Source organism: Paraconexibacter algicola (assembly GCF_003044185.1).
Classification (GTDB): domain Bacteria; phylum Actinomycetota; class Thermoleophilia; order Solirubrobacterales; family Solirubrobacteraceae; genus Paraconexibacter; species Paraconexibacter algicola.
This window is the reverse complement of sequence record NZ_PYYB01000003.1, coordinates 78663-97438: the sequence shown is the minus strand read 5'-3', so window position 1 is coordinate 97438 and position 18776 is coordinate 78663. Positions and strand designations below refer to the sequence as shown.

Below are 18776 nucleotides of genomic sequence, written 5' to 3'. Positions count from 1 at the left end.
ATCGCGGTTGCAGGGACTTCGCGAAATGGTTCGCCGCCGTCCGATCGGGCCGTTAGCGTGCCGGGCGTGCCGATCACCGTGGCAGAGCTCGAGCTCGACCTCGACGTCTTCAGCGGGCCGTTCGACCTGCTCCTGACCCTCGTCCTGCGCGAGGAGGTCGACCTGCTCGAGGTCGAGCTCGCCGACGTGGTGCTCTCCTACATCGACCACCTCGAGGCCAAGGGCGAGCTCGACCTCGAGGTCGCCACCGAGTTCCTGGTGCTCATCGCCGCGCTGCTGGAGCTCAAGTCGCGGCTGATGCTCCCGCGTGAGGAGGAGGACCTCCTGGACCTCGAGCCGGGGGAGGCCGCCGAGGAACTGCTGGCCCGCATGCTCGAGGCCGTCCGCTACCGCCGCGCCGCCGAGGAGCTGCAGCGCCGCCTGGCCGGCGAGCACCACCACCGCTACCGCGAGGCGCCACTGCCACGGTGGCTGCGCGAGTTCCGCGAGGACGAGGCCGACTCGGTCTACGACCCGCGACGGCTCGGCAAGGCCATGGGCGGCCTGCTGAAGATGCCCGAGCGCATCAGCCTGCACCACCTGAACATCCCGAAGGTCACCGTCGCCGAGCGGCTGTCGATCCTGCGCTCGCTGCTGCGACGCGGCACCTGCTCGTTCGACGACGCGGTCCGCGGCGCGGACCGGATGACGGTCGCGGTGACGCTGTTCGCGCTGCTGGAGCTCTACAAGCAGGGCGAGGCGACCTGGGAGCAGGCCGAGCCGTTCGGGGACATCGCGATCCGCCCGCCGCGGCAGGACGAGCGGCCGATCTGGGACGCGGTGACCGCATGAGCGACGACCGCCGCGACGAGCCCCGCGCCGTCGTCGTCCCGTTCGGCCAGCGCGCCACCGCGCCCGGCACGACGCCCGTCCCGGTGCCCGCCGCGGACGCGGACCCCGCTCCCGCCGCCGACGGCGCCGGCCCGGAAGCGACCGTCGCGACCGACGACGCCACCGCGGTCGATGTCGCACCCGACGCGCCGCCCGCCGACGCGGAGCCCGCCGTCTCGTCGGCCGAGGAGGTGCCGGCCGCGGAGCCCGAGCTCGTGGGCGACCCGGCGGACGTCGACCCGGCGCGCGCCGCGGAGATCGGCCGCAGCGTCGAGGCGCTGCTGTTCCTGTCCTCCGAGCCCGTACGCGCACCGCAGCTCGCGGACGCCTGCGAGTGCGAGCCGCACGAGCTGGCCGCCGCGATCGCGCTGCTGCGCGAGGAGCTCGCCGAGGGCCGTCGCGGGCTGGTGCTCCGCGAGGTCGGCGGCGGCTACGCGCTCGCCACGGCGGCGGAGACCGAGTCGGCCGCGCGGCGGCTGCTCGCCAAGCCGCGCACCCCGCCGCTGTCGCCCGCCCAGGCCGAGACGCTGGCGATCGTCGCCTACCTGCAGCCCGCCTCGCGCCCGGAGATCACGCGCATCCGCGGCGTCAGCGCCGACAGCGCGAGCCAGACGCTGCTCGAGCGCGGCCTCATCGAGGAGGCTGGCCGCTCCCAGTTCGGCGCCGTGCTCTACCGCACCACGCCGCTGTTCCTGAAGCTGTTCGGGCTGCGCTCGCTGAAGGACCTGCCGCCGGTCACCGAGTGGGACCCCTCGCCCGACGAGGAGGCCGACCTGCGCGAGCGGCTGCTGCGCGCCGGCGAGGCCCGCGCGGGCACCACCGCCGTCGCCCAGCCGGGTGACGCGGACACCGGTCCGAGCACGGTTCCCGGGCTCGAGCCCGATCCCGCGCCGTCGCCCGCGGCCTGACCCGCGCCGCGCGAGCGGCTCAGGCGGACTTGGCGGCCAGCTGGCCGCAGGCCGCGTCGATGTCGCGGCCGCGCGTGAGCCGCACGGTCGCCTCGACGCCGTGCGCCTCGACCGTGTCGCGGAAGACGTCGATGACCTCGCGCGAGGACCCGTCGTAGGACCCGGTCGGGTTGTACGGGATGAGGTTCACCTTGTAGACCTTGGGGTCCAGCACCCGGGCCAGCTGCACGGCCTGCTCGGGCGCGTCGTTGACGCCTTCGAGCATCACGTACTCGACGAAGATCTTGCGCTTCTTGCGCGCGTAGAAGCGGGCGCAGGCGGCGAGCACGTCGCGGAGCGGGTAGCGCTCGTTCACGGGCATGATCTCCGAGCGCAGCGCGTCGTCGGCGGCGTGCAGGGACAGCGCGAGACGGATCGGCCGCTCCTGCTGCGCGAGCCGGTCGATGCCGGGGATCCAGCCGACCGTGGAGATCGCCTGGCGGCGGTGGGCGACCCCGACGTCGGGCAGCCGCTCGCAGGTGGTGAGCACGTTGTCGAGGTTCATCATCGGCTCGCCCATGCCCATGAAGATGACGTTGTCGATCGGCTCGATCCGCCGGAAGTGCAGGGCCTGGTCGAGGATCTCCCCGGCGGACAGGTTGCGGCCGAACTTCATCGTGCCGGTCGCGCAGAACGTGCAGGTCAGCGGGCAGCCGGACTGCGAGGACAGGCAGACCGAGCGGCGGCCGTCCCGGTAGCGCATCAGGACCGCCTCGATCAGCCGGCCGTCCTGCGTGCGGAACAGCGCCTTGACCGTCCCGTCGGAGGCGTGCGCCTCCCGGACGAGCTCGAGCGTCGAGAACGGCACGCGCGCGGCGAGCTCGTCGCGCAGCCCGGCGGGCAGGTTCGTCATCTCCTCGTAGCCGGCGGCGCCGCGCGAGGCCCACTCCCACACCTGCTTGGCGCGGAAGGCGGGCTGGCCGAGGTCGGCGAGCGTGCTGTCGAGGAGCGCGAGGTCCACGCGCCCATGGTAGGTCGGCGGGGCGTCCGAGGCATCGCGGCCACCTCCCCGACGCCACCGGCAGGTCCGGTGGCGCGGTCGATCGACCGTGGCTCGCGCGGCGCGACCCGCGGGCCGACGCCGCCCGCCGGACCGCAGCTCGCGGGACCCGCGAGCTGCGGTCCGGCAGGCAGGGTGCGGCGGCGCCGCGTTCGCGTCCGGGTCGCCGTCGGGGCGGTGCGTCGCGGGGTCGCCCCGGGGCCCGGGCGGGGTACGGTGCTGGGCGTGCGTCTGCAGAAGCATCTCGCCCACGCGGGCGTCGCGTCCCGCCGCGCCTCGGAAAAGCTCGTCTTCGAGGGTCGCGTGATGGTCGACGGGGTCGTCGTGCTCGACCCGGCGACCGACGTCGCCGGCACCGAGCACATCACCGTCGACGGCCTGGAGATCGCCTCCCCGACGACGCAGGCCCGCGTGGTCTACGCCGTCAACAAGCCCGCCGGCGTCGTCTCGACGGCGCGCGACACCCACGGGCGCCCGACCGTCGTCGACCTCGTCGACGCCCACGTGCGGCTCTACCCCGTCGGTCGCCTCGACGCCGACACCACCGGCCTGCTGCTCCTGACCAACGACGGCGAGCTCGCCCAGCACCTCACCCACCCGAGCTTCGAGGTCCCCAAGACCTACCGGGCGCGGGTCGAGCACCCGCCCGTCAAGGAGGCGACGCTGCGACGCCTGCGCGAGGGGGTGCGGCTCGAGGACGGGATGACCCTCCCCGCGAAGGCCCGGGCGCTCTCGCGCGAGGAGGTCGAGCTGACGCTGCGCGAGGGCCGCAAGCGCCAGGTCCGCCGCATGCTCGAGGAGGTCGGCCATCCCGTGGTCGCGCTCCAGCGCGTCGCGTTCGGCCCGCTGCGGCTCACCGGTCTGGCCGAGGGGCGCGCGCGGCGCCTGACCGCCGCGGAGGTCGAGCGGCTGCGCGCGGCGGGGCGCCCGTCACCGCCGCCGCGCGGCTGATTCAATCCGCGTCCATGCGCCTGTTCGCCCTCCGCGGAGCCTCGTCCGTCGACCAGAACTCCGGCGAGGCGATCCTCGGCGCGACCGACTGGCTGATGCGCGAGATCATGAAGCGCAACGAGCTGACCCCCGACGACGTCGTCAGCTGCATCTTCACGCTCACGCCCGACCTCGACGCCGACTTCCCCGCCGTCGCCGCGCGCGCCCTGGGCTTCGACCGCGTGCCGCTGCTGTGCGCGCAGGAGATCCCGGTCCCCGGCGCGCTCCCGAAGGTCATCCGCGTGCTGATGCACTACTACGCGCCCGACGGCCACGAGGCCCGGCACGTGTACCTGGGGGAGGCGCGCGCCCTGCGCACCGACCTCGACTCCGCCCAGTAGCCGCACGGGCGCCGGGACGGCGCGCACCCGCGGTAGCCTGCTGGCGTGGCCATCGAGTTCAACGAGCGCGTCGCGCGCATCCCCGTCTACCCTGCGGCCAGCGCCTACGCGCTGCCCGAGGACGTCGCCCTGCTGGCCTCCAACGAGGCCCCGGACCCGCCGCTCCCGGCGGTCCAGGAGGCGGTCGCCAAGGTCCTCGGCGGGCTCAACCGCTACCCGGACCCGACCAACGCACTGCTGCGTCGCGCGCTCAGCGACCGCACCGAGGTGCCGCCGCACCGGATCGCGATCGGCAACGGCAGCTGCGACATCCTGCTGGCGGCCGGTGACGCGCTGCTCGAGCCGGGCGCCGAGCTCGTCTACGCGTGGCCGAGCTTCAGCGTCTACCCGCACCTGGAGGCGGCCTCGGGTGCGCGTGGCATCCGCGTGCCGCTGAACGACCGCCAGGAGCACGACCTCGACGCGATGGCGGCGGAGATCACCGCGGCGACGCGCCTGGTGATCGTCTGCAACCCGAACAACCCGACCTCGACCGCGATCCCGCTGGCGGACATCGCCAGGTTCCTCGAGAAGGTGCCCCGGCACGTCTGCGTGCTGCTGGACGAGGCGTACTGCGAGTACAACACGCTCGAGGACCCGGACTCGTCGATCGACCTGCTGAAGAAGCACGACAACCTCGTGCTGCTGCGGACGTTCTCCAAGATCTACGGCCTCTGCGGCCTGCGCGTCGGCTACGCGCTCTGCGGCGGCGACGAGTTCCCCACCGCCGTCAACCAGGTCCGCCAGCCGTTCTTCTGCAACCAGGCCGCGCAGGCGGCGGCGATCGAGGCGCTCAAGCACCAGGACGCCGTGGCCGAGCGCGTCGAGCGCGCGGTGATCGCGCGGGTCGAGCTCGAGTCCGGACTCGCCGAGCTGGGCATCACCCCGGCGGACTCGCAGGCGAACTTCGCCTGGTTCGACCTGCCCGACGGCTACGAGGAGAAGGCGATCGTCGACGGCCTCGCCGCCCGAGGGGTGCTCGTGCGCGCGGGCAGCGCGCTCGGTCGCGAGGGGGCGCTGCGCGTCACCTACGGCACGCCGCAGCAGAACGACCGCTTCCTCCACGAGCTCGGGGTGCTGCTCGGCGCCTGACGGACCGACGGCGCAGCCGTCTGGTCAGGGCGCTTGCCGGATCGCGGGCGGGGGTGGTACGGTCGCCTCCGTCCATCCGGTCATGCCCGTGACCAGATCTGCCTCCGGGGAGGAGCGCATGTCCCGCCGACGCGTCCTGGCGCTCGCCGCCGCCCTGCTGTCCACCGCGCCCGTCGCCACCGCGACCGCCCAGTCCCGGCCCGACGACGACCCCTTCTACGGGGTACCCGCGGGCATCGCCGGCCTCGCCGACGGGACCGTCATCGACGCGCGACCGGTCACCGCCACCCGGTTCTCGCTGCCGATCGACGCCGACGCCTGGCAGGTCCGCTTCAAGACCCGCGACACGACCGGCGCGCCCTCGGCCTACCTCACCACCGTCCTGCGGCCCCGGACGCCGTGGACGGGGGACGGACCGCGCCCGGTCCTCAGCTACCAGATGCCCGAAGACGGGGTTGGGCTGCGCTGCGCCCCCTCGTGGGTGCTCACGCAGGGCCTGCGCGCGCCCACCAACACCACGCCCGACGCGCAGACGGTCGCCTCCGCCGTCGAGCGCGGCTGGACCGTCGTGGTCCCCGACTACCAGGGCCCGGACTCCGCCTGGCTCGGCGCCGACGGGCAGGCCCGCGGCGTCCTGGACGGGCTGCGCGCCGCTCGTGCCTTCGCGCCCGCCGGGATCGACCCGCGCGCCCCGATCGGCCTCTGGGGCTACTCCGGCGGCGCGATCGCCTCCAGCACCGCCGCCCAGCTGCACCCGACCCACGCGCCCGAGCTGCCGCTCGTCGGCGTCGCGCTGGGCGGCAACAACGCCAGCATCCGCGAGGGCCTGCGCGCCTTCGACGGGGGGCCCGCCGGCGGCGCGATCGTCATCGGGCTGATCGGCCTCGACCGCGCCTACCCGCAGGCGCGCCTCACCTCGTTCCTCTCCGCCCGGGGACGGGCCGCCGTCGCGCGCAGCCAGGACGACTGCATCGTCGACGCCGCCCTGAAGCACCCCGCGTTCCGGGCGGCGGACGGCCTGACCGACCCGGGCGCGATCGACCGCGAGCCGTTCACCGAGGTCTTCCGGCAGGCCAGCCCGCTGACCTATCCCGGCGTCCCCGCGGTCCCGGTCTACGACTACCACGCGACCGGCGACGAGCTCGCCCCGATCGCCCCCTCGCGGGAGCTGCTGCGCCGCTTCTGCCGCGCCGGCGTGCCCGTGGAGCACGTCGAGCACCCGGGCGAGCACTTCACCGAGGTCGCCGTCGGCGAGCCGGGGGCCCTGCGGTTCCTCACCGCCCGGTTCGCGGGACGCCCGGCGAACAGCACCTGCACCGTCCCGCCCGATCCCGCCCCGTCCGCCACCCCGGGCGCCCGCCCGCCCGCCGTGGCACCCGGCCGCCCGTGCGCACCACGCCGCACCTTCGCGGTCGCCGTGCGCCGCCCCGCCCGCGGACGCCTCGTCGCCGTGCGCGCCACGCTCGGCGGGCGCCGGGTCGCCGTCGGCCGCGACCGTCGCGGCCGGTCCGTCGTGCGGGTGCGGCTCGCCGGCCGCCGACCCGGGCTCGTGACGCTGCGGATCGTCGCGCGGACCAGTACGGGTGCGCGCCTCGTGCAGACCCGCACCTACCGGGTCTGCGCCCCGCGCCGCTCGTGACCGGGCGCCGGCGCTGCTACGGTTCGCCGTGCCCGTGACGTTCCTCGCCGACAGCAGCAGCACCCGCACCGCCGTCGGCTCTCCCGTGGCCCATCGCGCCGCGTCCTATGCCCGGTCCTGGCGATTTCGCCAGGCGCTCGGCCGTTCGTCGTCCTGACCGGGCGCGAATCGCCCCTCGTTGAGGCCCTCAGAGCCGAGCGCCGCCGCCGCGGAGCCATCCCGGCTCCACCCGCCGACCGTATCCCTGTTGACGAAGGACGCCACCGCCATGACCCACCGCACCACTCCCCGAACGATCGCCGGCCACACCGTGGGAGGCGACGAGCTGCTGCTCATCGCCGGCCCCTGCACGGTCGAGTCGCGCGCCCAGCTCACCACCGCCGCCGACGCGGTGCTCGCCGCGGGCGCCACGATGCTGCGCGGCGGCGCGTACAAGCCGCGCACGTCGCCCACGAGCTTCCAGGGGCTCGGCCCCGAGGGTCTCGAGCTGCTGCGGGAGGCCCGCGAACGGACCGGCCTGCCGATCGTCACCGAGTGCGTCGACCCCCGCGACGTCGAGCGGGTGGCCGCCGTCGCCGACGTCGTCCAGGTCGGCGCGCGGAACATGCAGAACTACACGCTGCTCACCGAGCTCGGGCGCGCCGGGATGCCCGTCGTCCTCAAGCGCGGGCTGTCCGCCACGCTCGCCGAGCTCGTCAGCGCCGCCGACTACATCCGCAACGGCGGCAGCGACGACGTCGTCCTCTGCGAGCGGGGCATCCGGACCTTCGAGACCGCCTACCGCTTCACGCTCGACATCCTCGCCATCCCCGTGCTGAAGGGGATGACCGACCTGCCGGTCATCGTCGACCCCTCGCACGCGGCCGGCCGCCGCGACCTCGTCGAGCCGCTGTCGCTCGCCGCGATCGCCGCCGGGGCGGACGGGCTGATCGTCGAGACGCACCCGGACCCGGACGCCGCCGTCTGCGACGGGCCCCAGCAGCTCCACACGCGGGACCTCCCCGCCTACGTCGCGCGACTGCGCGACGCCGCCGCCATCGGCGGGCGCGCGCTGACCGCCGGGTCGGCCATGGTCGCGTAGGGTTCGCCCCCGTGCGTCTGGCCATCCTCGGAGTAGGGCTCATCGGCGGGTCCGTGGGCCTCGCCGCCCGCGAGCGGCTGGGCGCGCAGGTCGTCGGCTACGACCCCGACGGCGACGCGGTGCGCACCGGCCTCGCGGTCGGCGCGCTCGACGCGCCCGCCGAGGACCTCGCCGCCGCGGTCGGGGACGCCGACCTCGTCGTCGTCTGCGCGCCGGTCGGCCGCATCCCCGCGGTCGCCGCCGACGCGCTCGCCGCCGCCCGCCCCGACGCCATCGTCACCGACGTCGGCTCCGCCAAGCGCGACGTCGTCGCCGCGCTGCCCGACCCGCGCTTCATCGCCGGCCACCCGCTCGCCGGGGCCGAGACCGCCGGGGCGGCGGGGTCCCGCGCCGACCTGTTCGACGGCGCCCCCTGGTACCTGACGCCGACGTCCGCCACCTCAGGCGTGCACTTCGAGCGGCTCACGCGCTTCGTCGCCGGGATCGGCGCGCGCCCGCAGGCGATCGACGCCGCCACGCACGACCGCCTGATGGCGTCGGTGTCGCACCTCCCGCACGTGATCGCCAACGTCATGGTCGCCCAGGCCGCGCAGGCGCTCGGCGGCGACGGGTCGCTGCCCGCCACCGGCCCCAGCTTCCGCGACGCCACCCGCGTCGCCGGGGCCAACACGACCATGTGGACGGACATCTACCTCGCCAACCGCGACGCGCTCGTCGACCAGCTCGACGACGCCGTGGCGCGGCTCCAGGACGTCCGCGCCGCGCTCGTCGCCCAGGACGCCGGCGCGATCGCGCGCTGGAACGACGCGGCCCGCGCGGACCGCGAGGCGCTCCTGCAGGTCGGGCTCGCCGGCGGCGAGGGACCGGCACGCGAGCTGCGCGTGACCGTCACCAACCGGCCCGGCATCGTGGCCGAGATCGCGCTCGCCCTGGGGCGGGCGGGCATCAACATCAACGACATGACCCTGTCGCCGTCCGCCGACCGGCGGACCGGGGAGGTCGCCCTCTGGGTGGCCGCCGACCGGGCCGGGCGGGCCGCCGAGCTCGTCGCCGGCCTGGGGCTGCAGATCGAGGGGGAAGCGTGACCGCAGGGAAGGGCACCACCGTCCGGTTCGATCCGGCGGGCCGGCTGAAGGGCTCGATCGTCCCGCCGGCCGACAAGTCGATCTCGCATCGCGCCGCGATGCTCGGCGGCATGGCGACCGAGCCGGTCGTCATCCGCAACTACCTCGAGGCGGCCGACACCACCTCGACGCTCGACGCGATGGGCACGCTCGGCGCGATCGTCCAGCGCGGCCCGGACGAGATCGTCGTCCGCGGCACCGGCCTGCGCGAGTCCTCCGAGGTCGACGGGCCGATCGACGTCGGCAACGCGGGCACGCTCATGCGGCTCCTGCCCGGCCTGCTGGCCTCCCAGGAGGGCCGCAGCTACACGCTCGACGGGGACGCGTCGATCCGCAAGCGGCCCGTCGACCGCGTCGCGATCCCGCTGCGCGAGATGGGCGCGTCGATCGAGGCGACCGACGAGCGCTACCCGCCGTTCACGATCACCGGGGCGCGGCTGCGCGGCATCGAGTACACGCTCCCGGTCGCCAGTGCCCAGGTGAAGTCGTGCGTCCTCTTCGCCGGGCTCACCGCCGACGGGCCGACCACGGTCGTCGAGCCGGTCCCCAGCCGCGACCACACCGAGCGGATGCTCGCCGCCGCGGGCGTGTCGCTGCACCGCGAGGGCGACCGCATCACCGTCACCAACGCCGACGAGCTCGTGCTCGACACGATCACCGTGCCGGGCGACCCGTCGAGCGCCGCGTTCGCGATCGCCGCCGGCGTGCTCGTCCCGAAGTCCCGGCTGCTCGTCAAGGGCAGCGGCGCGAACTGGACGCGCACCGGCTTCGTGCGGATCCTGCAGCGGATGGGCGGCGTCGTCCTGGGCGAGCTCGAGGACCCGGCGGGCGACGGCCAGATCCCCGGGGTCGAGCCGATCACCGACCTCGACGTCGCCCACGGCTCGCTCGTCGGCACGGTCGTCGAGCCGCACGAGGTGCCGCTGGCGATCGACGAGCTGCCGCTCGTGGCGCTGCTGGGCTGCTTCGCCGAGGGGGAGACGGTCGTTCGCGGCGCCGAGGAGCTCCGCTTCAAGGAGTCCGACCGGATCGCGCTCGTCGTCGACGGCCTGCGCGGCCTCGGCGCCGAGATCGAGGCGACCGAGGACGGGTTCGTCGTCACCGGCACCGGCGGCCTGCGCGGCGGCACGATCGAGTCCCACGGCGACCATCGCCTCGCGATGCTCGGCGCCGTCGCGGGCCTCGCCTCGCGCGAGGGCGTCACGGTCGTCGGTATGGACGCGGCCGCCGTCTCCTACCCGACGTTCACCGAGGACATCACGGCGCTGCTGCGGCGCTGAGCCGACCGGCCGCGGGCCGCCGCACCGCCGCGCGAGGCGGCGGCGTGCCACCATCGGGGCCATGTTGGTCGCGATCGACGGTCCTGCGGGGGCCGGGAAGAGCACCGTCGCGCGCGCCGTCGCCGACGCGCTCGGCTACACCTACCTCGACACCGGTGCCATGTACCGGTGTGTCGGCCTGCGCGCCGACGCGATCGACCTCGCCGACGCGGGCCGACTCGACATCCGCTTCGACGGCGACCGCGTGCTGCTCGACGGCGAGGACGTCAGCGAGGCGATCCGCACGCCGGAGGCCGGGCAGGCCGCCTCGCGCGTCGCCACCGACCCGCGTGTGCGCGAGGCGATGGTCGGCCGGCAGCGCGCGCTGATCGCCGACGGCGCCTGGGTCGCGGAGGGCCGCGACATCGGCACCGTCGTCGCCCCCGACGCCGAGGTGAAGGTCTGGCTCGACGCCGACCCCGCCGAACGCGCCGCCCGCCGCGGCATCCCCGTCGAGGACCTGCTCGAACGCGACGAGCGCGACGCCACCCGTGAGCACGACCCGATGGTCGCCGCCCCGGACGCCGTGCACGTCGACACCACCGGGCTGACGATCGAGGAGGTCGTCGCCGCCATCGTCGCGCTCGTCCCGCGCACACCAGGAGCATCCGCATGAAGGTCGCGATCGTCGGCTACCCCAACGTCGGGAAGTCCTCCCTCGTCAACCGCCTGACCGGCACGCGGGAGGCCGTGGTGCACGAGCGCGCGGGCATCACGCGCGACCGCAAGGAGCTGCCGTGCGACTGGAACGGTCGCCGCTTCACGCTCATCGACACGGGCGGCATGGACGCGCTGGACGAGGACCCGATGGGCGTCTCGATCCGCGCGCAGGCCCGGGCCGCGATGGGGGAGGCGGCCGTGACCGTGCTGGTCGTCGACGCGCGCGCGGGCATCCGGCCGGGCGACGAGGAGCTCGCCGACCTGCTGCGCCGCCACGACAAGCCGGTCCTGCTGGCCGCCAACAAGGTCGACAGCGTCGAGCAGGCGGCGGCGACCGCCGAGTTCTACGCGCTGGGCATCGGCGACCCGATCGCCGTCAGTGCCGCCCAGGGCCTCGGGACCGGGGACCTGCTGGACGCGATCACCGCGCTGCTGCCCGAGGAGGACGAGGCCGACGAGGACGACGACGTCATCCGGCTCGCGCTGATCGGCCGTCCGAACGTCGGCAAGTCGACGATGCTCAACCGCTTCCTCGGCGAGGAGCGCGTGATCGTCAGCGACGTCGCGGGCACGACCCGGGACGCGATCGACATGCCCCTGGAGGTCGACGGCCGCAAGCTCATCGTCGTCGACACCGCGGGCATGCGCCGCCAGGCGAAGGTCCAGGAGTCCGTCGAGTACTTCACGACGCTGCGCTCCCAGCGCGCGGTCGAGCGCGCCGACGTCGCGCTCGTGATCTGCGACGCGCAGGACGGCATCACCGCGCAGGACCTGCGGATCGCCGAGCTGGCGATGAAGGAGGGCTGCGCGACCGCGCTGGTGCTGAACAAGTGGGACGCCGCCCCGATGCAGGAGGCCGACCTCGACCACGAGCGCGCGCACGCGACCCGCAAGCTGCGGCTGCGGCCGAAGGTCCTCACCGCCAGCGCGCAGACCGGGCGGCACGTCGCCCGGATCCTCACCGAGGCGATCGCGCTCGGGGACCGCATGAAGGGCCGGATCCCGACCTCCGAGCTCAACCGCTTCCTGTCGGACACCGTGCAGGCCAAGCAGCCGCCGGCCAAGCAGGGCCACCGGCTCAAGCTCCTGTACATGGCGCAGATCGATGAGCGGCCGCCGCGGTTCGCGATCCAGGTGAACTCCCGCAACCGGGTGACGCGCGACTACGCGTACTTCGTCGAGAATCGGCTCCGTGCCCGCTACGGCCTGGACGGGATCCCGGTGATCATCGACTTCAACGAGCGCGACCAGCGGCGCAGCGACCGCTGATGCCCGCGGGACGCCCGCGGCTCCTCGCCGTCCTCGCGGCGGCGCTCGTCGTCGCGGTCGCGGCCGCGCTCATGCTGCTGCTCACCGGTGGCGACGACGAGCCCGACGCGCCGCCCGCGGCGCGCGCCACCGCGCTGATCCCCGCGGACGCGCTCGTCTACCTGCACCTCTCGACCGACGCGCAGCGCCCCGGGACCCGGGAGGCGGAGGCGATCGCCCGCCGCTTCCCCGGCTTCGCGCGCGTGCGCGACGACGTCGTGCGCCGCGTCACCGCCCCGAGCTGCGGCGTGCGCCCGGCGGACGTCCGCGGCGCCGAGGCCGCGCTCGCCTTCCTCGACACCGGCGGCGGGACGGCCGGCTCGCTCGTGCTGCTCGACACCGGCCGCGAGCCGCAGGGCACCCCGCGCGACCGCCAGTGCGGCCCGGTGCAGACCGCGCGGATCGGCCGGTTCCTCGCGGTCGGGCAGCCGCAGACGCTGCAGCTCGCCCGCGAGCTCGCCCGCGGCAAGGGCCGGTCGCTGGCGCAGCAGGCCCGCTACCGCCGGGCGACCGCGCAGCTGCCCGCCGACCGGGTCGCCGACGGCTGGGTCTCCCGCGAGGGGGTCGCGCGGCTGCTCGCCCCCCGGGGCGGCCTGCTCGGCGGGGCGGGGACCCTGCTGGCGCAGCCCGGGCTCGTCGGGGCCGCGATCGCGGTCAGCCCGCGGGAGGACGGCGCCCTGCTGACGGTCCGCTCCGCCCTGGAGCGGCCGACGGGCGCCGCAGGCACGTTCCGGCCGTTCACGCCGCGGCTGCAGGACACCGCGCCCCGCGGTGCGCTCGCGTACCTCGCGGTGAGCGGCGTCTCCGGCGGGCTGGCGCGCATCGCCGACGTCGCGGGCGGCAGCTTCGCCGGCCTCGGCCCGCTGCTCGTCCGCGCCCGCCGCGAGCTCGCCCGGCAGACCCCCGGCCTGCAGCGCGACCTGCTCGACCTGTTCCGCGGCGAGGTCGGCCTGACGCTCACCCCGGGCCTGCCCGCCCCGACGCTGACCGTCGCGGTCGCCGCCCGCGACCGCGACGCGACCGCGGCCGCGCTGCGCCGCGTCGAGGCGCCGCTGGCCCGCATCCTCGCCCCCTCGGGCGGGCCGACACCGCGCTGGACGCGCGCCGACGGCGTCGCGTCCCTGCGGCTCACCGCGGGCATCGAGGTCCACTACGCGGTCGACGAGGGGCGCGTCCTCATCGCCACCCGGCGCGACGGCGTCCTGGACGCGCGGAGCGCCGACGGCGGCCTCGCCGACAGCGACGCGTGGCGGGCGGTGCTCGGAAACGGCGGAAAGCCGACCACCTCGCTAGTCTTTCTCGACCTCAGTCAGCTTCTGCGCCTCGCCGAGCAGACCGGCCTCAACGATGACCGCGCCTACCAGGCCGTCCGCGACGACCTGGTGAAGGTCCGGGCGATCGGAGCCCGCTCGAGCGGCAGTGCGGACGAATCCACCGCGGAGATCCTTCTCTCGATCCCATGAGCACCTACGCCGACAACGAATACCTGTTCACGTCCGAGTCCGTCTCGGAGGGGCACCCCGACAAGGTCGCCGACCAGATCTCCGACGGCGTCCTCGACGCCGTGCTGGCGAACGACCCGAACCCCGAGAAGGCGCGCGTCGCCTGCGAGGTGCTCGTCAACACGGGTCTGGCCGTCGTCTCCGGTGAGATCCGCACCGACGCGTACATCGACATCCAGAAGATCGCCCGCGACACGATCCGCAAGATCGGCTACACCGACGCGGCGCTCGGCTTCTCCGCCGACTCCTGCGCGGTCCTCAACGCGATCGACCCGCAGTCCGACGACATCGCCGCCGGTGTCGACGACGCCGCCGAGCACAAGGGCGGCTCCGCCGACGACCTCGACCTCGAGGGCGCGGGCGACCAGGGCATCATCTTCGGCTACGCCACGAACGAGACCCCCGAGCTGATGCCGGTGGCGATCCAGCAGGCGCACCGTCTGGCCGAGCGCCTCGCCGAGGTCCGCAAGAACGGCGACCTCGACTACCTGCGCCCCGACGCGAAGACCCAGGTCTCCGTCCGCTACCGCGACGGCAAGCCGGTCTCGATCGACAAGCTCCTGATCTCCACGCAGCACACCGCGGAGTACAGCGACCAGGCGAAGATCAAGGCCGACCTCTGGGAGCACGTCGTCAAGCCCGTGCTGCCGGCCGAGCTCTACGACGAGAACACCCTGCTTGGCGAGTTCCTCGTGAACCCGACCGGCCGCTTCGTCATCGGCGGTCCCGTCGGCGACACCGGCCTCACGGGCCGCAAGATCATCGTCGACACCTACGGCGGCGCCGCCCGCCACGGTGGTGGCGCGTTCTCCGGCAAGGACAGCTCGAAGGTCGACCGCTCCGCCGCGTACGCCACCCGCTGGGTCGCCAAGAACGTCGTCGCCGCGGGCCTCGCCGACCGCGCCGAGATCCAGGTCTCCTACGCGATCGGCGTCGCGCAGCCGATCTCGATCCTCGTCGAGACGTTCGGCACGGAGAAGATCCCGCACGCGAAGATCAACGCCGCGGTCCGCGAGGTCTTCGACCTCCGCCCGCTCGCGTACCGCCGGCACCTGAACCTGTTCCGCCCGATCTTCCAGAAGACCGCGGCCTACGGCCACTTCGGCCGCCAGGACCCGGACTTCACCTGGGAGAACCTGGACAAGGTCGACGAGCTCAAGGCGGCCGCGGGCGTCTAGCGCCCGCGCGACACCCGCAGCGTCCACGAGGGCGGCCCGGTCGGGCCGCCCTCGTCCGTACTCTGGTCGGTCCGTGCAGTCCGTGGTCCAGGTCGAGCCGCTCACGACCGCCCGCGCACTGCGCGGGCCGTTCGACTACGTCCGGCCGGAGGGCGCCGAGGTCGGGTCGCTGCTGGAGGTCCCGTTCGGCCGCCAGACGCTGCGCGCGGTCGTCACCGCCCTGGCCGACAGCAGCCCGCACGAGCTCGCGGTGCCGCGCCGCGTGCTGCCCGAGGCGATCCCGCCGGAGCTCGTCGCCCTCGGCCTGTGGATGGCCCGCGAGTACTGCTCGACCCCCGCGCGGGCGCTGTCGCTGATGCTGCCGCCCTCCGGGGTGCGCGCGAAGGCCCAGCTGTGGGCGGAGCCGACCGCAGCCGGCCGCGACCCCGGCCCGGAGGTCCGCCTGACCGACAACCAGCGCGCGCTGCTCGCCGCGCTGCCGCGGTTCGCGGGAACCGACCTCGGGGCGCTGCGGCGGCTGGAGAAGCGCGGGCTCGTCACGGTCGCGCCGCGGGACCGCCGCCGCGCGCCCGAGCACGTCGCGGTCGGGGCGCGCCGCGACCCGCCCGTCCTCAACCCCGAGCAGGAGGCGGCCGTGCACGCGATCGCCACCGCCGGGCCCGGGGAACGGCTGCTGCTGCACGGGGTGACCGGATCGGGGAAGACCGAGGTGTACCTGCGGGCCGCCGAGCAGACGCTGCGCGCCGGGGCCGGCGTGATCGTCCTGGTGCCGGAGATCGGGCTGACGCCGCAGATGATCGCCCGCTTCGTCGACCGCTTCGGCGACACCGTCGCGGTGCTCCACTCGGGCCTGAGCCAGGGCGAGCGCTACGACGAGTGGCGGCGCCTGCGCGACGGCGAGGCGCGGATCTGCGTCGGGCCGCGCTCCGCGGTGCTCGCGCCGCTGCGCGGCGTCGGCCTGGTGATCGTCGACGAGGAGCACGACGGCACGTACAAGCACGAGGGCGACCCCCGCTACGACGCCCGCCTCGTCGCCCAGCGGCGCGCCGAGCTCTCCGGTGGGGTGCTCGTCGTCGGCAGCGCCACGCCGCGCCCGGAGTCGGTGCACGCGCTGCGCCGCATCCGGCTGGCGCACCGCGCCGACGGGGCGCGGCTGCCGCCGGTCCAGATCGTCGACATGCGCGCGACCGCGGCCGGCACGGTCCTGCACCGCCGCACCCACGACGCGCTCGTCGACGCCCGCAAGGCGATCGTCCTGCTCAACCGGCGCGGCTGGTCGAACTTCCTCACCTGCCGCTCCTGCGGCCACACGTGGGAGTGCCCGCAGTGCGACGTCACGCTCGTGCTGCACCGCGCGGAGGGCGCGATGTCCTGCCACCACTGCGGACACCGCGAGCCGGTGCCGCGGGCGTGCCCGGAGTGCGCCTCGGTGTCGCTGGCCCGCCACGGGACCGGCACCGAGCGGCTCGAGCACGAGCTCGCGCGGATCGCGCCCGTCGTGCGCCTCGACGCGGGGGTCGCGAACCCCGGCGAGGCGCTGCAGCGCTTCGAGCGGGCTGACCGGGCGATCCTCGTCGGCACGCAGGTCGTCGCCAAGGGCCACGACTTCGCCGACGTCGACCTCGGCGTGGTCGTCGACGCCGACGGCACGCTGCGGTTCCCGGACTTCCGCGCCGAGGAGCGGACGTTCAGTCTCGTCACCCAGCTCGCCGGGCGCGCGGGTCGCGGCGGGCGCGCGGGCCGCGTGCTCGTGCAGACGCTCGACCCCGACGCCCCGTCGATCATGCACGCCGTCCGGCACGACAGCGACGGGTTCCTCGAGGGCGAGCTCCAGCGCCGCCGCGCGCTGCGCTACCCGCCGTTCGCGACGCTCATCCGCATCGTCTGCTCCTCCACCGAGCCGGGCGCCGCGCACGCCGCGGCGCACGCGGTCCGGACCGCCGTGGACGCGGCCGGGGGCGCGGGGGACGGCGCGATGCTGCTCGGTCCCGCACCGCTGTTCCGGCTGCGGGGCCGCGAGCGCAGCCAGCTGGTCATCAAGGGCCCGGACCGCTACGCGGCGATCGAGGCGGCGGGGGTCGCGGCCGCCGCCGTCCGGGCCGCGAAGGCCCACCGGACCGCGAACCTGTCGGTCGACGTCGACCCGCAGTAGGCCCGGGGCCGCGCGCCGATACCCTTGGGGTGATGTCCGACGTCGACGAGAAGATCGAGCTGGTCCCCGACGAGGAGGCCGACGGCGGCCGCCCGACCCGCGAGGTCCCGCCGCCCGACCCCGAGGCGCTCGCGCGCCGTCGCGAGGCGCTGAAGCTCGTCAAGCAGTTCGGCGACCCGGTCCTCAAGACGAAGGCCCGGGCGATCGAGGACTTCGACGACGAGCTGCGGCTCGAGGTGCAGCGCATGGGCTCGCTAATGGAGGACTCGATGGGCATCGGGCTCGCCGCGCCGCAGCTGGGCGTCCCGACGCGCCTGCTCGTCTACCGGCTGAGCTCCGAGGCGCCGCTCGCGGCCCTGGTGAACCCGGAGATCGAGTGGTCCAGCAAGGAGACCGAGGTCTTCGAGGAGGGCTGCCTGAGCCTGCCCGCGGTCGTCGTCGACGTCGAGCGCCCCGTGCACGTGCGGGTCCGCGCGCTCGACGAGTGGGGCGAGGAGCAGATCATCGAGGCGTCCGGCCTCGAGGCCCGCGTCATCCAGCACGAGATGGACCACCTCGACGGCGTGCTGATCCTCGACCGCACCACGCGCGCCCAGCGCAAGGAGGCGATGCGCGCGCTGCGCGAGGCGCAGGAGCGCGGGGTCCGCGGCCCCGACCTCGGCGACTGAGCCCGGTCCGCGTGCGCACCGTCTACCTCGGCACCTCGGACTTCGCGGCCGCGATCCTCGGCCGGCTGGCCGACACGCCGCACCGCCCCGAGCTCGTCGTCACCCGCCCGGACCGCCCGAAGGGGCGCGGCCGCGCGCTGCAGTCGCCGCCGGTCGCCGACCTCGCGCGCCTGCTGGGCATCCCGCTGGACCAGCCGCAGGACGTCAACGGCCCCGAGGCCCGCGAGCGGATCGCCGCCGCCCGCCCGGACGTGCTGATCGTGTGCGCGTTCGGCGCCCTGATCAAGCAGGAGCTGCTCGACGCGCACGAGATCCTCAACGTGCACCCGTCGCTGCTGCCGCGCTGGCGCGGCGCGGCCCCGATCGAGCGGGCGATCATGGCCGGCGACGCCGAGACCGGGGTGGCGATCATGCGCCTGACCGCGGGCCTCGACAGCGGCCCGGTCGGGCTGCTGGAGCGCGAGCCGATCCGCGAGGACGACACCTACGGGGCGCTCGCCCGCCGCCTGCAGGACCTCGGCGCGACGCTGCTGATCCGCGCCCTCGACGACCCGCCCGTCTACGAGGAGCAGGTCGAGGACGGCGTCACCTACGCGGAGAAGCTCACCGCCGAGGACCGCACGCTGGACCCGGGCGCCCCCGCCGCCGAGCAGGTGCGCGTCGTGCGCGCCCTGAGCCCGCACGTCGGCGCGCGCCTGCAGCTGCCCGACGGCTCGTTCCTCGGCGTGCGCGACGCGCGCGTGGGGGAGGACGGGACGCTCGAGCTGCTCGAGGTCCAGCCGCCCGGCAAGCGGGCGATGCCCTACGCGGACTACCTGCGCGGCCGCAGCTGAGCGTCCCGGCGCAGGACCTCCGCGGTCGGCGCT

Annotated in this window: 18 protein-coding genes; 17 read left to right on the top strand and 1 reads right to left on the bottom strand. The window is 75.1% G+C overall.

Annotation, left to right across the window (positions count from 1 at the left end; genetic code table 11):
* Positions 1-66: 66 nt before the first annotated feature.
* Together C7Y72_RS17515 and scpB are read left to right on the top strand one after the other, a co-directional pair.
* The gene (locus C7Y72_RS17515; protein ID WP_233243920.1) at positions 67-831 is read left to right on the top strand and encodes a segregation and condensation protein A; all 765 of its coding nucleotides are present in this window, start codon (positions 67-69) and stop codon (positions 829-831) included.
* Positions 828-1778, top strand: a complete 951-nt coding sequence (gene scpB / locus C7Y72_RS17510) for an SMC-Scp complex subunit ScpB (RefSeq protein WP_107570495.1) — start codon at positions 828-830, stop codon at positions 1776-1778. Before C7Y72_RS17515 ends, scpB begins: the two co-directional genes overlap by 4 nt.
* A 19-nt stretch (positions 1779-1797) precedes the next feature.
* Here scpB and rlmN read toward each other — a convergent pair whose 3' ends face one another.
* Entirely contained in the window at positions 1798-2778 is a 981-nt protein-coding gene (gene rlmN / locus C7Y72_RS17505) for a dual-specificity RNA methyltransferase RlmN (RefSeq protein ID WP_154732409.1), read from the bottom strand.
* 264 nt (positions 2779-3042) lie between these two features.
* On the opposite strand from rlmN, the gene C7Y72_RS17500 reads away from it, so the two are divergent.
* The 15 genes from C7Y72_RS17500 to C7Y72_RS17430 all read left to right on the top strand — a co-directional run bounded on the left by C7Y72_RS17500 (position 3043) and on the right by C7Y72_RS17430 (position 18743).
* Entirely contained in the window at positions 3043-3768 is a 726-nt protein-coding gene (locus C7Y72_RS17500) for a pseudouridine synthase (protein WP_107570493.1), read from the top strand.
* Positions 3769-3782: 14 nt separating this feature from the next.
* Positions 3783-4148: a chorismate mutase gene (gene aroH, locus C7Y72_RS17495; protein WP_107570492.1), complete on the top strand. Its 366-nt coding sequence runs from the start codon at positions 3783-3785 to the stop codon at positions 4146-4148.
* Positions 4149-4193: 45 nt separating this feature from the next.
* Complete coding sequence (locus tag C7Y72_RS17490; RefSeq protein ID WP_107570491.1) at positions 4194-5279, top strand: pyridoxal phosphate-dependent aminotransferase; 1086 nt, start codon at positions 4194-4196, stop codon at positions 5277-5279.
* 118 nt (positions 5280-5397) lie between these two features.
* Positions 5398-6918 carry a lipase family protein gene (locus tag C7Y72_RS17485; protein ID WP_107570490.1) on the top strand — a complete coding sequence of 507 codons (1521 nt, stop codon included), beginning with the start codon at positions 5398-5400 and terminating at the stop codon, positions 6916-6918.
* Positions 6919-6952: 34 nt separating this feature from the next.
* Complete coding sequence (locus tag C7Y72_RS24175; protein WP_255450656.1) at positions 6953-7075, top strand: hypothetical protein; 123 nt, start codon at positions 6953-6955, stop codon at positions 7073-7075.
* A gap of 111 nt (positions 7076-7186) precedes the next feature.
* Positions 7187-7999 (top strand): 3-deoxy-7-phosphoheptulonate synthase, encoded by an 813-nt coding sequence (aroF, locus tag C7Y72_RS17480; protein ID WP_107570836.1) that lies wholly within the window; start codon positions 7187-7189, stop codon positions 7997-7999.
* Positions 8000-8010: 11 nt separating this feature from the next.
* Positions 8011-9084: a prephenate dehydrogenase/arogenate dehydrogenase family protein gene (locus C7Y72_RS23460; protein ID WP_158276913.1), complete on the top strand. Its 1074-nt coding sequence runs from the start codon at positions 8011-8013 to the stop codon at positions 9082-9084.
* Positions 9081-10403 (top strand): 3-phosphoshikimate 1-carboxyvinyltransferase, encoded by a 1323-nt coding sequence (gene aroA / locus C7Y72_RS17465; protein WP_107570488.1) that lies wholly within the window; start codon positions 9081-9083, stop codon positions 10401-10403. Before C7Y72_RS23460 ends, aroA begins: the two co-directional genes overlap by 4 nt.
* Before the next feature lie 61 nt (positions 10404-10464).
* Complete coding sequence (cmk, locus tag C7Y72_RS17460; protein WP_107570487.1) at positions 10465-11058, top strand: (d)CMP kinase; 594 nt, start codon at positions 10465-10467, stop codon at positions 11056-11058.
* Positions 11055-12371, top strand: a complete 1317-nt coding sequence (der, locus tag C7Y72_RS17455; protein WP_107570486.1) for a ribosome biogenesis GTPase Der — start codon at positions 11055-11057, stop codon at positions 12369-12371. The genes cmk and der overlap by 4 nt, the downstream gene beginning before the upstream one ends.
* Complete coding sequence (locus C7Y72_RS17450) at positions 12371-13873, top strand: hypothetical protein (RefSeq protein ID WP_107570485.1); 1503 nt, start codon at positions 12371-12373, stop codon at positions 13871-13873. Before der ends, C7Y72_RS17450 begins: the two co-directional genes overlap by 1 nt.
* The gene (gene metK, locus C7Y72_RS17445; RefSeq protein ID WP_107570484.1) at positions 13870-15090 is read left to right on the top strand and encodes a methionine adenosyltransferase; all 1221 of its coding nucleotides are present in this window, start codon (positions 13870-13872) and stop codon (positions 15088-15090) included. Before C7Y72_RS17450 ends, metK begins: the two co-directional genes overlap by 4 nt.
* 73 nt (positions 15091-15163) lie before the next feature.
* On the top strand, positions 15164-17242 hold the full coding sequence (gene priA, locus C7Y72_RS17440) for a replication restart helicase PriA (protein ID WP_107570483.1): 2079 nt from the start codon (positions 15164-15166) through the stop codon (positions 17240-17242).
* Between the two features lie 32 nt (positions 17243-17274).
* On the top strand, positions 17275-17910 hold the full coding sequence (gene def / locus C7Y72_RS17435) for a peptide deformylase (protein ID WP_233243919.1): 636 nt from the start codon (positions 17275-17277) through the stop codon (positions 17908-17910).
* An 11-nt stretch (positions 17911-17921) separates the two neighbouring features.
* Positions 17922-18743: a methionyl-tRNA formyltransferase gene (locus C7Y72_RS17430; protein WP_107570482.1), complete on the top strand. Its 822-nt coding sequence runs from the start codon at positions 17922-17924 to the stop codon at positions 18741-18743.
* Positions 18744-18776 lie beyond the last annotated feature (33 nt).

Excerpts from the sequence above, each read along its gene's own strand:
- scpB (WP_107570495.1), top strand. The coding sequence starts at position 828 with ATGAGCGACGACCGCCGCGACGAGCCCCGCGCCGTCGTCGTCCCGTTC.
- der (WP_107570486.1), top strand. The coding sequence starts at position 11,055 with ATGAAGGTCGCGATCGTCGGCTACCCCAACGTCGGGAAGTCCTCCCTC.
- aroH (WP_107570492.1), top strand. The coding sequence starts at position 3,783 with ATGCGCCTGTTCGCCCTCCGCGGAGCCTCGTCCGTCGACCAGAACTCC.
- C7Y72_RS17485 (WP_107570490.1), top strand. The coding sequence starts at position 5,398 with ATGTCCCGCCGACGCGTCCTGGCGCTCGCCGCCGCCCTGCTGTCCACC.
- aroF (WP_107570836.1), top strand. The coding sequence starts at position 7,187 with ATGACCCACCGCACCACTCCCCGAACGATCGCCGGCCACACCGTGGGA.
- metK (WP_107570484.1), top strand. The coding sequence starts at position 13,870 with ATGAGCACCTACGCCGACAACGAATACCTGTTCACGTCCGAGTCCGTC.
- C7Y72_RS17450 (WP_107570485.1), top strand. The coding sequence starts at position 12,371 with ATGCCCGCGGGACGCCCGCGGCTCCTCGCCGTCCTCGCGGCGGCGCTC.
- def (WP_233243919.1), top strand. The coding sequence starts at position 17,275 with ATGTCCGACGTCGACGAGAAGATCGAGCTGGTCCCCGACGAGGAGGCC.
- cmk (WP_107570487.1), top strand. The coding sequence starts at position 10,465 with ATGTTGGTCGCGATCGACGGTCCTGCGGGGGCCGGGAAGAGCACCGTC.